Below are 13,190 nucleotides of genomic sequence, written 5' to 3'. Positions count from 1 at the left end.
GTGTCTGTGCGGGTGTGCACAGCGGCCCCACGCCCGATGTCGGACGTGGGGCCGGTGCGCTCGCCCGCTCGAGCGGGCATGGTTCGGTCAGTCGCGGGGACGCCCACCCCGCAGCTCACGGGTGATTGCGACCGCACAGATGCCCAGCACTGCCGCGCCGAGGACGGCTTTCAGCCACTCGCCGTTGATGAGGTCGCTGACGAAGAAGTACCCGAATACGACGGCCAGGATCGCGAAGACGATGAGCTGGATCGAGGGACGACCGGTGCGCCGATCGATCGCCCGGTCGCTCAACGGGTCCGTGCCCTGCTGGAACGGGGAGTTCGCGACGTCGTCGCGGGTGAAGCGTCCGTCCTGCGTCGAGTCGAGGGCACTGCTGCCGTCGGGGTTCAGGTGCTCCCCCTGAGCGCCCTTGGCTTCGGAGTTCTCAGGCAGGTCGCCGTCCGGCGTGGGGTTCTTGCGCTCAGTCACGATCGATCCCGAGGGCGTCCATGATGCGGTTGAGGTCGTCGACGGAGGCGAACTCGACGGTGAGCTTGCCCTTGTTCTTGCCCATCGTGATGCCGACGCGCGTGTCGAGCTTGTCCGACAGGTTCGACGCGAGGTCGTCGAGCTCCGGGTTGGGCTCCCGCGGCGTGGCGGTGCGGCGGGGCTTCTTGTCCTCACCGATCGCGACGATCTCCTCGGTGGCACGCACCGAGAGGCCCTCGGCGACGATGCGCTGGGCGAGACGCTCCATGGCGGCCGGGTCGCTCATGCCGAGCAGGGCCCGGGCGTGGCCGGCCGACAGCACGCCTGCTGCGACACGACGCTGGACGACCGGGGGCAGCTTGAGCAGACGGATCGTATTGGAGATCTGCGGGCGGCTGCGACCGATCTTCGAGGCGAGTTCGTCGTGCGTACAGCCGAAGTCCTCGAGCAGCTGCGCGTACGCGGCGGCCTCTTCGAGCGGGTTGAGCTGGCTGCGGTGGAGGTTCTCGAGCAGCGCGTCGCGCAGCAGGTCCTCGTCCGTGGTCGAACGGACGATGGCCGGTACGGCCTCGAGGCCGGCTTCCTGCGAGGCGCGCCAACGGCGCTCACCCATGATGAGCTCGTACGGTGTCGTCGCGTGCTCGGGGTCTTCCGCCGGCACGGGACGCACGACGATGGGCTGGAGAACGCCGATCTCGCCGATCGAGTGGACCAGCTCGGCCATGTGTTCCTCGTCGAACACCGACCGCGGCTGCTTCGGGTTCGGGCGAATGAGCGCAGGTGCAATCTCGGCGAACTCGGCGCCGGGCACGGGAGCGAGTTCCGGCTGTTCCTTTTCGGTCGGCGTCTCGCTCGGCGTGGCGTTCTCGAGCTTCTCGATCTCCGTTTCACGTGAAACGGTGGGAGCCTTGCCGGCGGGCTGCGTCACCGCGGCCGCCGCGGCCGCGAGGTCAGCACGCCGGTGCGTGGCCGAGCGCGGCGCCGTGCGGGGCTCGGTCTCGCGCGGCTGGTTGTACGAAGGGCGGGGCGTGAGGGCCTCGCTGAAGCGCGACTCACGGGCTGCGGGGGCCGCGGCGGCCTCCTGAGCAGCCTGCTCGCGCTTGCTGTCGGTGAAGAAGACGTCGGTGGGTCGCGTCACCCGTGTCGGCTCGGTCGCGTTGGGGATGAGGGCACCGAGACCTCGCCCGAGGCCGCGTCGCTTGTCGTTCATCGCAGTCCACTTCCTACTGAGTCGATCGAACCGCTCACGGCTCGTGATCCGAACATGCCGGTCGAGCCGGCGGGGTGGTGTGTGGGCGTCATCGGCCGATACGTCCGGAGGGTTCCGGAACCTCTGTGCCGCGCAGCGCGATCTCCCTCGCAGCGTCGCGGTAGCTGAGAGCGCCGGTACTCGACGGGTCGTACGTCATGACCGTCTCGCCGTGGCTCGGTGCCTCCGAGATTCTCACCGAACGCGGCACCAGGGCGCCGAGCACCTGGTCCGGGAAGTGCGTGCGCACCTCTTCGGCCACCTGCGCGGACAGGTTGGTGCGTCCGTCGTACATCGTGAGCAGGATCGTCGAGACGTGGAGGCCCGGGTTGAGGTGCATCTTGATCATCTCGATGTTCTTGAGGAGCTGGCTCAGCCCCTCGAGAGCGTAGTACTCGCACTGGATCGGGATGAAGACCTCGTCCGCCGCAACGAAGGCGTTGACCGTGAGCAGACCGAGGCTCGGCGGGCAGTCGATGAAGACGTAGTCGTAGCGGTCTTCGTCACTCGCCGCCGCAAGTTGCGCGTTGATCGCTCGGTGCAGGCGCGACTCGCGGGCGACGAGCGAGACGAGTTCGATCTCCGCGCCGGCCAGGTCGATGGTGGCAGGAGCGCACCACAGGCCCGGGATCTCCGGGCACTCCTGGACAACGTCGGCCAGGGGCGTGCCCTCGACGATGACGTCGTAGACACTCGCCACGTCCGAGTGGTGCTCGATGCCCAGTGCCGTGGACGCATTGCCCTGGGGGTCGATGTCGATGACGAGGACCTGGAGGCCGGCCTGGGCGAGGGCGGCGGCCACGTTGACCGTGGTCGTCGTCTTGCCGACGCCACCCTTCTGGTTGGCCACAGTCAGCACCCGCGGGTGGGCCGGACGCGGAAGTCGTTCCACACTCGTGAGGGCGGCGCGGGCCGCGCGTGCCCGGACCTCCTGCTCCCCGTCGGAGCTCTGCGCGAGCGGCGTTTCCATGGGTTCCTCGCTCGTCATCATGTCCTGGCCGGACGTCTCGTGCGTGACGGTCGACCCGAGAGGGGCATAAGCGGGAACCGCCGGCTCGTCCTCGTCGGGTTCCTGTTCGCGCCAGGCATCGTCCGTGACGCGGTCAAAACTCGGCACCCGCGGTCGTCCGGCTCGGCGAGCCTTGCGGGAGGGCAGAGCCTGAGCGGCCAAGGCGGTGTCGGCCGGGATCTGCGCAGCATCGTCGTCAATGGAAGCAGGTGCGCTGAGGGCGCCGGCCGCGGTGGCCGACTCGGTCGACGCCGGTGCCGTTGCACCCTCCGAAGAGGCCGAAATGTCGGCCCCCGACGCGTGATGCCGAGGCACGTAGGCGGGCTCGCTCGCCTCGGCCGGATCTGCCGCCGGTACCTCGGTGACGGTCGTTGCCGCGTCACCCACCGCGGCCTCGTCCTCGACGGCGACTTCCTCGAGCTTGTGTGTCGAAGCGCCGTCCTGCTGTGTCACCGCGGGCTGATCCACCTGCGATGTTTCACGGGAAACATCGTGGCTCCCGAGGAGGATGTCGTAGCCCTTCGCCTCGGAGGGAGCGACGCCTGAAGCATCGTCCGCCGGAACATCACGTCGGGCATCTGGATCGTTCTCAGGAGCAGGGGTCTCGGCGATCGGCTCGAGCGCCTCCGCCTGCACCGGCGTCTGCGGGTCGAGCACCACTGACTCTGCGCCTTCCGAGTTCGTCATCCTCGTTTCACGTGAATCACGAGGGGCGCCGTCAAGGTCGACAGCGGTCTCGACGACGACTTCCTCAACGGCCGACGTCGGCAACCCCTGCCATCCCACCGGTGTCGGTGAAGAGGCAGATTCAGCGGCGCCCGGCGTGATCGCCGGCCAGCCCACGGGTGCGGTCGTTGTCACCGTTTCTCCTTGAAGTCGCGTTGACGAGCCCGCCCATTGTGTCACCTTCGCGAACGGCCCCGAACGCAGTTGTCCCCAGGTGTGCCGGCTAGCCGGCACACCTGGGGACAACGTCAAGAAAACTGGGCTCAGTCGCGACGACCCTGTCTGCGCGCCGCCTTCTTCTTCGCCGTTGACGGGCCGGTTCCGGCCTGCTTCCGGGTGAGCTGCGGTGCCACGCCCTCGACACTCAGGCGCAGGGTGACGGTCTCCGGGTCGACAATTCCGGCGCCCCACGTCTCGACGTCCGCCTCGACGACCTTGAGCTTGCGCAGGATCGAGGCGTCCTCGTCCCGTTCGAGAGCCGCGCTCGAACCCTTGAGCACGAACATCTCGCCACCCCGCTGAACGAGGGGCAACGACCATCGGGCGAGTTCGCCTATCCGGGCCACGGCACGGGAGGTGACGACGTCGAACGAACGCTTGCCCCACAACTCGTCAGCCCGAGCCCGCACCACCTCGACGTTGTCGAGTTCGAGGTCGTCGATGACGCGCTCGAGCCAGACGGTGCGGCGCAGCAACGGCTCGACGAGCGTCAAGCGCAGGTCCGGCCGTGCGATGGCGAGCACCAAGCCGGGCAGTCCGGCGCCGGCGCCGATATCGGCGACGGCGCTCTCGTCCGCAATACCGGGATGGACGACGGCGCAGTTGAGCACGTGCCGTTCCCACATGCGCGGAACCTCACGTGGCCCGACGAGGCCGTGCGTCACCCCTGTGTCACACAGGTGCGCGACGTAGCGCTCCATGACGTCGACACGCGCACCGAGAAACTCTCGCGCGGCATCCGGAGTGGGCGGCGGTGGAGCCGCTTCACCGATCGTCGGCTGCTCCTCCGGGGTGTTCACGTCCGGTCGTTCCACGTGAAACGTCAGTTCGGAAGAACGACGACGTAGCGGTTCGGCTCGGTGCCCTCGGACTCGGAGGTGAGACCGGCGGCCAGCACGACGTCGTGGACGACCTTGCGCTCGAACGCGCTCATCGGCTCCATCTCGACCTTCTCGCCGGATTCCTTGACGCGCGCGACAGCCTCGGCACCCTTGGTCTCCAGCGTCGAGCGTCGCTCGGCGCGGTGGCCGGCGATGTCGAGCATCGCGCGGCTGCGCTCACCCGTCTCGGCCTGGACGGCGAGGCGCATGAGTTCCTGCAGCGCATCGAGGGTCTTGCCGTTCGAACCGACGAGCGAGCGGGGCACCTGCCCCTCCTCGGAGTCGACGATGGAGACGGACGCGCGGTCACCGTCGACCTCGACGTCGATGTCACCGTCGAGGTCGGCGATGTCGAGCAGCTTCTCGAGGAAGTCGGCAGCGATCTCGCCCTCGCGCTCGAGGTTCGTCACGTCGGAACGCGCGGAGGTGTTCTCGGACATCCTTGCTACCTCTGCTTTCAGTTCTTCTTGCGCTTCGCGCGCGGGGTGTTCTTCTTGGGCTGGTTACGCGGGCCGGTCTGCTGGGCCTTGGCCGGACGGACGTTCTCCTTGACCGGGCTGGAAACCTCAGTGGAGGTGTCCGAGGTCTTCACCGACTTGTCCTTCTTCGCGGACGCCGGCGTGGCACCGCTCTTCGCGGCCTGCTGCGCCTTGGCCTGCTCCTGAGCGCGGTCCATCGCCTGCTGGAAACGCGTCTTCGGCTTGCCCTCGTTCTCCTTGCGCAGGTCGTCCATCGTCACGGTCTTGTGCTCACGGCCCTTGGAACGGTTGCGCTCCTCGAGCTTCTTCTCGGCGTCCGAACCAGGGGTCGGCATGCGACGGATGACGTACCACTGTTGGAACATCGTCCACAGGTTCGTGACGAACCAGTAGATGAGAACACCGATCGGGAAGTTCACACCGGAGATCGCGAAGAATAGCGGCATGAGGTAGATGATGATCTGCTGCTGCTTGGCCATCGGGCCCTCGAGCGCGGCCTTCGGCATGTTGCGGCGCATGAGCTGGTGCTGCGTGATGAACGACGTCGCCGACATGAGGATGATGAGCAGGACGGCGACCCACTTGGCTGCACCCCAGCCCGACGTTCCCATGAAGGTGGACGAGAGCTTCGCTCCGAGAAGAGTCGAGCTCTCGGCCTGGCTCGCGAGCTCCTTCGTGAGGAAGCCGATGGGCCCACGGTCACCGCGGGCGATGTCGTCGAGGTTGTTGAGCACGCGGAAGAGCGCGAAGAAGAACGGTGCCTGCAGCAGGATCGGCATGCAGGAACCCATGGGGTTGGTACCGGTGGTCCGGTACAACTCCATCATTTCTTCTTGCTGCTTCTGGCGGGACTCCGGGTCCTTCTTGCCCTTGTACTTCTTCTGGATCTTCTGCATCTCGGGCTGCACGAGCTGCATGCGGCGCGAGGCGTGGATCTGCTTGACGAAGAGCGGGATGAGCAAGATACGCAGGACGATCACGAGTCCGGCGATCGAGAGGGCCCAGGTCCAGCCCGACGCTTCAGGCAGCCCGACGAGGGTGAAGAGCTTGTGCCAGCCGACCATGATGGCGGCGACGAACCACTCGAGCGGATAGAGCAGGGTGTCAAGCATCAATCATCCTTCGCTTTGACGGGTGCAGGTGCGGCGTCGGACCGTCCGTGCTCCCCGTGGGCCGAGTGGCCCTTCGGTGGAACGTGGTCGACCCCGCCGGGGTTCCAGGGGTGACAGCGCGCGAGACGCTTCAGGGTGAGCCAGGTGCCCTTGATCGGCCCGAACCGGGTGAGCGCCGTGAGGCCGTAGGACGAGCACGTCGGGTAGAACCGGCAGGTAGCAGGTAGCGCGGGCGAGATCCAGCGGCGATAGAAGCGCACGATGACGAGCAGGGGCCAGACGGCAACATGTCGCCAACCCGTCACATCGTCGGCCGTGGACGTCGTCATCGCTCCGCTCCGGCACTCGCCGTTTCACGTGGAACGCCGTCGTCGGTCCGAATCCGCTTGTGCGCCTTCGTGAGCATGCGCTGCAGTTCGGCACGGACGGCGTCCGTGCCGGCGCCGGCGATGGCCGGGTTGGCGCGCACGACGATGTCGAGACTCGGATCGAGGCGAGGCAACTCGTCACGCACGAGATGACGCAGCACCCGCTTCGTGCGCGAGCGAACCACGGCGTTTCCCACGGCCTTGGATACGACAAAACCGACGCGCGGCCCCACCCTTTCCGGGTGCGCGAGGCCGGACGCGTCGGCGTCGATCATCTGGACCACAAGCAGCGAACCGCCGGCTCGACCGGAGCGGCGATTCCGCAGAACGGCGCGGTACTGCCCGGCGTCACGCAGACGGTGAGGCGCTGGCAGCACGGCCGTTGCCGCCGAGGCTCAGGCGGAGAGCTTGCTGCGGCCCTTGGCGCGGCGGTTGGCCAGGATGGCGCGGCCGGCGCGGGTACGCATACGCAGACGGAAGCCGTGCGTCTTGGCGCGGCGACGGTTGTTGGGCTGGAAGGTGCGCTTGCTCACGTCGATCTCCGATGAAATGGGCGAGCGCTGACGCGTCGCCGTCGTACTGGTGGTCTAGTTGTCGCGCCGCCGATTTCTCGGTTGTTTCGGGCGATGTGGCGATGTGCGCGTCTCGACCCGAGCCCCATTTGGGGCGCAGACAATCGCCGTCAACTGTACGGGCCGCGACCAAGCCGGTCAAAACGACACACGCGCGACTCGATGTTCAACGGCGCGCACGCGCAACTAACACATGTGTGATTCATACGGGCGGGGTGAAATCCAGTCGACACGCCGTTAACGTGTCCGGAAGCAAACCCGTTGTCCTCTCCAGCGCCCCGAAGCCGCGACACTCCGGTACACAGGCTGTGGATAACGTTGTGGAAACCACCCTTAGTATGGGCGTTCCACAGACGAGCACCGCACCAGGAGGAGCCTTCGTGACCACCGACGAACCCGTCGACTACGAACGCACGTGGCACGCCGCCCTGGCGGAAATGAGCAAGCACGGCATCGGTTCTCGTGACCGAGCCTTCCTCAACCTCACGCGCTTCGTCGGCCTCATCGGTGAGAACGTCCTGCTGTCCGTTCCCTTCGAACAGACCAAGCGCATGCTCGAAGGTCCGCTGCGCGACCAGGTCGCCGAGGCACTCTCGAACCAGCTCGGACAGCAGGTTCGCGTCGCCATCTCCGTCGACGAGAGCCTCCAGGCCGCAGTCCAGGAACTCGACGGCGCGGGCGCCGATGCGGAAGGTGCTGCACAGACTGGCGCAGATGCGAATCCCGACATGAACGCCCAGGAGCCCGACCACTCCGACGGCACACTCGGATTCTCGCTGCCGGGCGGCTCCCAGATCGCGGCCGAGCAGGTTCCGCGTCCTCGATCGGCGCACCCCGGCGTCGTTCTGCCCCCCCGTTCCGTGGGTGGCCGCACGGACGCTCCGCCGCCGAGCGACGAGGAGTACTCGCCACGGCTCAACCCGAAGTACACCTTCGACACGTTCGTCATCGGTGACAGCAACCGCTTCGCCCACGCGGCCGCCATCGCGATCGCCGAGGAGCCCGGACAGGCCTACAACCCGCTGTTCATCCACGGTGACTCGGGCCTCGGCAAGACCCACCTGCTGCACGCCATCGGGCACTACGTGCACGACTACCACCCCAAGTTGCGGGTGCGCTACGTCAGCTCCGAGGAGTTCACGAACGACTTCGTCAACTCCATCCGCGACGACCGTGCGGCCACCTTCCAGCGCCGCTACCGCGACAACGTCGACGTCCTGCTCATCGACGACATCCAGTTCCTCCAGGGCAAGGAGCAGACGCAGGAGGAGTTCTTCCACACGTTCAACGCTCTTCACTCCTCGGGCAAGCAGATCGTGCTCACCTCCGACCAGCCGCCGGAGAAGCTGACGACGTTCGCCGACCGCATGCGCAGCCGGTTCAAGTCCGGCCTCACGACGGACGTGCACCCTCCCGAACTGGAAACCCGCATCGCGATCCTGCGCAAGAAGGCCAACGCCGAGCGCATGGACATCGGCGACGACGTCCTCGAACTCGTGGCCTCGAAGATCTCGACGAACATCCGAGAGCTCGAGGGCGCGCTCATCCGCGTCGCTGCGTACGCCTCGCTCCAGAAGGAGCCGGTCGACCGGGCCAAGGCGGCGTTCGTCCTCAAGGACGTCGTACCGAGTGAGACCGGGCAGATCACGGTGCATCAGATCATCTCCGAGACGGCCGTCTATTTCGGTGTCACGGTGGACGACATCAAGGGCACGTCCCGCTCGCGCAACCTCGTCACCGCGCGCCAGATCGCGATGTATCTCTCGCGTGAACTGACCGAGCACTCCTTCCCCCAACTGGGGCAGCACTTCGGTGGACGTGACCACACCACCGTCATGCACGCGGAGAAGAAGATCCGCCAGCTCATCGGCGAACGTCAGCCGATCTACGACCAGATCACCGAGCTGACGACACAGATCAGGCGCCGCAGCGCTTGATCCACGAGGGTGTGTTTCACGTGAAACACACCCTCTCTCGTAGGCTCGGTCGGTGACTTCCGCCCCACGACGCGCCGGCGTCCTGCTGACCCTCATCCTGGCCGGCCTGTCGATGTTCGGCCCGTTCAACGTCGATGCGCCGCTGCCCGCCTTCGGCGAAATGGGTGCGGAGTTTCACGTGGAACCAGCCGCGATGCAGTTGGTCGTCAGCGTCTACCTCCTCGCCTTCGCGCTGATGAGCCTGCTCCACGGCCCCATCTCCGACGCCGTGGGCAGGCGTCCCGTCATGCTCATCGGCATCGGCGTCTACGTCGTCGCGTCCATCGGATGCGCCCTGTCGACCTCCCTGAAGATGCTGCTCGTCTTCCGCATGTTCCAAGGGTTCGCGGCCGGTGCAGGGCAGATCATCGCGCGAACCGTCATCCGTGACCTCTTCGAGGGAGCGGAAGCGCAGCGACTCATGAGCCAGGTCTCGATGATCTTCGGTGTCGCACCGGCCGTGGCGCCCGTCCTGTCCGGGCTCCTCCTCCAGGTGGGCTCCTGGCGCACGATCTTCTGGTTCCTCGTCGCCTTCGGCATCATCATGGCCGTCTCGGTTGCTCTTTCTCTGCCGGAAAGCCTCCCCGCCGAGCACCGGACGCCGCTGCGCGTGGGCTCACTCGTGTCTGGGCTGCTCGCCGCAATGCGGAGCGGCCGCTTCATGCGCGTGGCCTTCGCAGCCGCGTTCTCCTTTGCGGGCCAGTTCCTCTACATCTCCGCCGCACCGTTGTTCCTCATCGGACTGCTCGGTCTCGGCGAATCAGACTTCTGGGTGTTCTTCGTCCCGATGGTGGCTTGCATGATCACCGGATCCTGGACGAGTGGACGGCTCGCCGGACGGGTGACGAGCGACCGTCAGATCACCTACGGCCTGGGCTTCGCCCTCCTCGCGGCCTCAGCGGGCGCCATTGTCTCGGTGACGCCGGTCGGCGACGTCCTGCCGTGGGCCATCGTGGCTCCCGCTCTCATCGCCTATGGGATCGGGCTGTCACTGCCCACCCTGCAAATTGCCATGCTTGACCAGTTCCCCCACGCCCGCGGAAGCGCGGCGTCGGCGGGCACCTTCGTCAACCTCGTGACAAGCGCTCTCGTGGCAGGTCTCGTGGCTCCTTTCGCGGCCGAGAGCGCCTGGACGATGGCGGTCACGGCGCTCGGTCTCGTCATGCTCGGGGCCGCGATGTGGCTGTGGCACCTCGTCTCGACCCGCCCCGTCAACGCGCTCCGTCAGAGCGTCCGACGCACTGTCCCCGGCTCGTCCCGTCGGTCTTGAGCTTGGGGCCGATAGTCGGGGTTGTCCACAGGTTCTGGGGACAACCCTGGGGACGCTGTGTGCAACGACCGCTCGGACGCCCCATCACAGCCGGAGAAGCCCCGACATTCCGCGAAAATCCGCCTGGGGACATCCTTGTGGATTTGTGGACAACACCACTGTGATTCACCTGCCCCACATGAACAGGACCCCTTCGTCACACGCTTTTCCACAGAATCTGGGGATAACTCCGTGGACAACGGTCGAAATCAGGGGATAACACCCCTTGAGCGCCGTCGGCGTCTGTGGACGCGAAAAATCCGTCCACACCCCCACTGTGTCGTCCCCAACGACCATCCCCACGCTGCCCACAACCGGAAACCGCGGGATCTCCGGCACAGATGTGGTTGTCCCCAGAATCCACACCCCCTATGACGACGACCAACTCTTTCTCCATCGCGATCAAGCGCCCCACGAATCCACACCCAGGCCAACCGCGGCGACCGCCTAGGACAGCTCCTCGACGCTTGGGGCGTCAGCTCCACCTGCGTTAAGCTCACCGCGAATACCTGTGCTCCTGCGCTCGCTTCCCCACGACGTAGGCGAACCACGAAGTGACGAGGACGGTGGACGTGAAGCTCCGGGTTGAACGTGATGTGTTGGCCGAAGCTGTGGCGTGGGCCGTTCGAGGTCTCTCGCAGCGCCCGCCGGTTCCGGTGCTCGCGGGTGTCCTGCTCGAAGCCACCGAGGACGGCCTGACGCTCTCCGCGTTCGACTACGAGGTCTCGGCCAAGGTCACCGTCGACGCCGACGTCGAGGAGCCCGGCACCGTGCTCGTGCTCGGCCGCCTGCTCGCCGACATCAGCAAGAGCCTGCCGCACAAGCCGATCGAGCTCGTGAGCGAGGGCTCCAAGGTCCAGGTCACCTGCGGTTCGGCCAAGTTCAGCCTCCAGAGCATGCCGACGGGCGAGTACCCGACGCTGCCGGAGAACCCCGAGCCCACCGGCGTCATCGGCGGTGACGTCTTCACCCAGGCCGTCGCGCAGGTCAGCGTGGCCGCGGACCGCGGCGACACCCTGCCGATCCTCACGGGTGTGCGCATCGAGGTTCAGGGCAACAAGCTCACCCTGCTGGCCACCGACCGCTACCGCCTCGCCATGCGTGAGGTGCTGTGGAACGGCGGTGACGAGAACGCGCAGTACGCGGCCCTCGTCCCGGCTCGCACGCTCGACTCCCTGGCCAAGGCGCTCGGTGCGGCGGGCAGCGTCTCGCTGTCGCTCAGCGGCGCGTCGACCGGCTCCGGCCTCGCCGGTTTCGAGGCAGGCCAGCGCCGCATGACGACGCGCCTGCTCGACGGCGACTACCCCAAGGTGACGAGCCTGTTCCCCACGAGCGTCGACACGACGGCGGTCGTCGAGACGGCGATGCTCGTCGAGGCCGCCAAGCGTGTCTCGCTCGTCGCCGAGCGCAACATGCCCGTGCGTCTGCGCTTCGGTGACGACGCCGTCCGCATCGAGGCCGGTACCGGCGAGGACGCCCAGGCCTCGGAGACCTTCGAAGCCCGCATCGAAGGGCCGGAACTCGAGATCGCCTTCAGCCCCCAGTTCCTCCTCGACGGCCTCGGGGTCGTCGGCACGAAGTACGTGCGCCTGGGCTTCACCCAGCCCACGCGTCCGGCCGTGCTGTCCGGTCAGGACGAGCTCGACGGCGAGGCCGACGACAGCTACCGCTACCTCATCATGCCGGTGCGCTTCGCCAACTGACCAGCCTCGTCCGGCGGTGTCGGACGGCATGTGGTCGTTCCCGCGACGGCGGCGTAGCGTGAGCACCGAACGCCGCGCCTTCGGGTGCGGCAACCAGACTTCCTCAGCAAGGAGTTAGACCATGCAGCTCGGACTCATCGGCCTCGGCAAGATGGGCGGCAACATGCGTGACCGCATGAAGGCCGCCGGCATCGACGTCATCGGTTTCGACACCAACCGCGAGATCAGCGACGTCGCCGATCTCGCGGAACTCGTCGAGAAGCTCGAGGCTCCCCGCAACATCTGGGTCATGGTGCCGGCCGGCAAGATCACGGACTCGGTCATGTCCGAGCTGCAGGGCCTGCTCGCCGAGGGTGACCTCGTCATCGACGGCGGCAACAGCAAGTGGTCCGATGACCTGGGGCACGCGGAGCAGTTCGCCGAGACCGGCGTGCACTTCATGGACTGCGGCGTGTCCGGTGGCGTGTGGGGCAAGGAGAACGGCTACGGCCTCATGTGTGGTGGCGCCGAGGAGGACGTCGAGCGCATGATGCCCGTCTTTGACGCGCTGCGCCCCGAAGGACCTCGCGAAGAGGGCTTCGTCCACGCGGGCAAGGTGGGCGCCGGTCACTACGCCAAGATGGTGCACAACGGCATCGAGTACGGCCTCATGCACGCGTACGCCGAGGGCTGGGAACTGCTCGAGGCGAAGGACATCGTCACCGACGTCCACGGTTGCTTCAAGGCCTGGACGCGCGGCACGGTCGTGCGGTCCTGGCTGCTCGATCTCATGGTCAAGGCGCTCGAGGAGACGCCGCACCTCGAGGGAATCTCCGAGTACTCGACCGACTCCGGTGAGGGTCGGTGGACGCTCGAGGAGGCCATCGCGAACGCCGTGCCGATGCCGGTGCTCGCCGCCGCTCTCTTCTCCCGCTTCACGTCGCGCCAGGAGAACAGCCCGCAGATGCAGGCCGTCGCCGCGCTGCGCGGACAGTTCGGCGGTCACGAGGTCATGCAGTTCGGCCAGGAGCCCTACCGCGTCGCCAAGGAGGGCCAGGCCGAGGTCTCGCCCGCGGCCCAGCCCAAGCAGGACGACGGCGCGTCGCGTCCGGGTGCCGCCAAGAGCGAGCACTGAGT

The 13,190-nt window shown here is 67.0% G+C and carries 13 protein-coding genes; 4 read left to right on the top strand and 9 right to left on the bottom strand.

The genetic code is table 11. From position 1 onward, the window contains the following. Positions 1-87 precede the first annotated feature (87 nt). The 9 genes from EVU97_RS13540 to rpmH all read right to left on the bottom strand — a co-directional run bounded on the left by EVU97_RS13540 (position 88) and on the right by rpmH (position 7,047). Entirely contained in the window at positions 88-471 is a 384-nt protein-coding gene (locus EVU97_RS13540) for a sulfite exporter TauE/SafE family protein (protein ID WP_129666550.1), read from the bottom strand. Beyond that, on the bottom strand, positions 464-1,681 hold the full coding sequence (locus EVU97_RS13535; RefSeq protein WP_129666548.1) for a ParB/RepB/Spo0J family partition protein: 1,218 nt from the start codon (positions 1,679-1,681) through the stop codon (positions 464-466). The genes EVU97_RS13540 and EVU97_RS13535 overlap by 8 nt, the downstream gene beginning before the upstream one ends. An 88-nt stretch (positions 1,682-1,769) precedes the next feature. Further along, entirely contained in the window at positions 1,770-2,690 is a 921-nt protein-coding gene (locus tag EVU97_RS13530; RefSeq protein ID WP_240730242.1) for a ParA family protein, read from the bottom strand. Positions 2,691-3,718: 1,028 nt separating this feature from the next. After that, positions 3,719-4,474: a 16S rRNA (guanine(527)-N(7))-methyltransferase RsmG gene (rsmG, locus tag EVU97_RS13525; RefSeq protein WP_231579517.1), complete on the bottom strand. Its 756-nt coding sequence runs from the start codon at positions 4,472-4,474 to the stop codon at positions 3,719-3,721. A gap of 23 nt (positions 4,475-4,497) precedes the next feature. Next, a complete protein-coding gene (locus EVU97_RS13520; RefSeq protein WP_047310862.1) occupies positions 4,498-4,995 on the bottom strand; it encodes a R3H domain-containing nucleic acid-binding protein in 498 nt (165 codons plus the stop codon). Between the two features lie 17 nt (positions 4,996-5,012). Then, on the bottom strand, positions 5,013-6,146 hold the full coding sequence (yidC, locus tag EVU97_RS13515; protein WP_118913936.1) for a membrane protein insertase YidC: 1,134 nt from the start codon (positions 6,144-6,146) through the stop codon (positions 5,013-5,015). Then, positions 6,146-6,475, bottom strand: a complete 330-nt coding sequence (yidD, locus tag EVU97_RS13510; protein WP_047310860.1) for a membrane protein insertion efficiency factor YidD — start codon at positions 6,473-6,475, stop codon at positions 6,146-6,148. The genes yidC and yidD overlap by 1 nt, the downstream gene beginning before the upstream one ends. Further along, a complete protein-coding gene (rnpA, locus tag EVU97_RS13505; RefSeq protein ID WP_129666546.1) occupies positions 6,472-6,891 on the bottom strand; it encodes a ribonuclease P protein component in 420 nt (139 codons plus the stop codon). Before rnpA ends, yidD begins: the two co-directional genes overlap by 4 nt. Before the next feature lie 18 nt (positions 6,892-6,909). After that, entirely contained in the window at positions 6,910-7,047 is a 138-nt protein-coding gene (gene rpmH / locus EVU97_RS13500; RefSeq protein ID WP_047310858.1) for a 50S ribosomal protein L34, read from the bottom strand. A gap of 476 nt (positions 7,048-7,523) precedes the next feature. Here rpmH and dnaA point away from each other — a divergent pair, with 476 nt between their 5' ends. The 4 genes from dnaA (at position 7,524) to gnd (ending at position 13,188) form a co-directional block, all read left to right on the top strand. Further along, a complete protein-coding gene (dnaA, locus tag EVU97_RS13495; RefSeq protein ID WP_047311220.1) occupies positions 7,524-9,023 on the top strand; it encodes a chromosomal replication initiator protein DnaA in 1,500 nt (499 codons plus the stop codon). Positions 9,024-9,075: 52 nt separating this feature from the next. Next, entirely contained in the window at positions 9,076-10,332 is a 1,257-nt protein-coding gene (locus EVU97_RS13490; RefSeq protein ID WP_240730240.1) for a multidrug effflux MFS transporter, read from the top strand. Between the two features lie 611 nt (positions 10,333-10,943). Beyond that, a complete protein-coding gene (dnaN, locus tag EVU97_RS13485) occupies positions 10,944-12,074 on the top strand; it encodes a DNA polymerase III subunit beta (RefSeq protein WP_129666544.1) in 1,131 nt (376 codons plus the stop codon). 121 nt (positions 12,075-12,195) lie between these two features. Beyond that, on the top strand, positions 12,196-13,188 hold the full coding sequence (gene gnd / locus EVU97_RS13480) for a phosphogluconate dehydrogenase (NAD(+)-dependent, decarboxylating) (protein ID WP_047310857.1): 993 nt from the start codon (positions 12,196-12,198) through the stop codon (positions 13,186-13,188). Positions 13,189-13,190 lie beyond the last annotated feature (2 nt).

The organism is Dermacoccus sp. 147Ba (assembly GCF_004151355.1).
Lineage (GTDB): Bacteria > Actinomycetota > Actinomycetes > Actinomycetales > Dermatophilaceae > Dermacoccus > Dermacoccus abyssi.
Note: the sequence above shows the minus strand (reverse complement) of the source record. Positions and strands in the feature narration are given on the sequence as shown.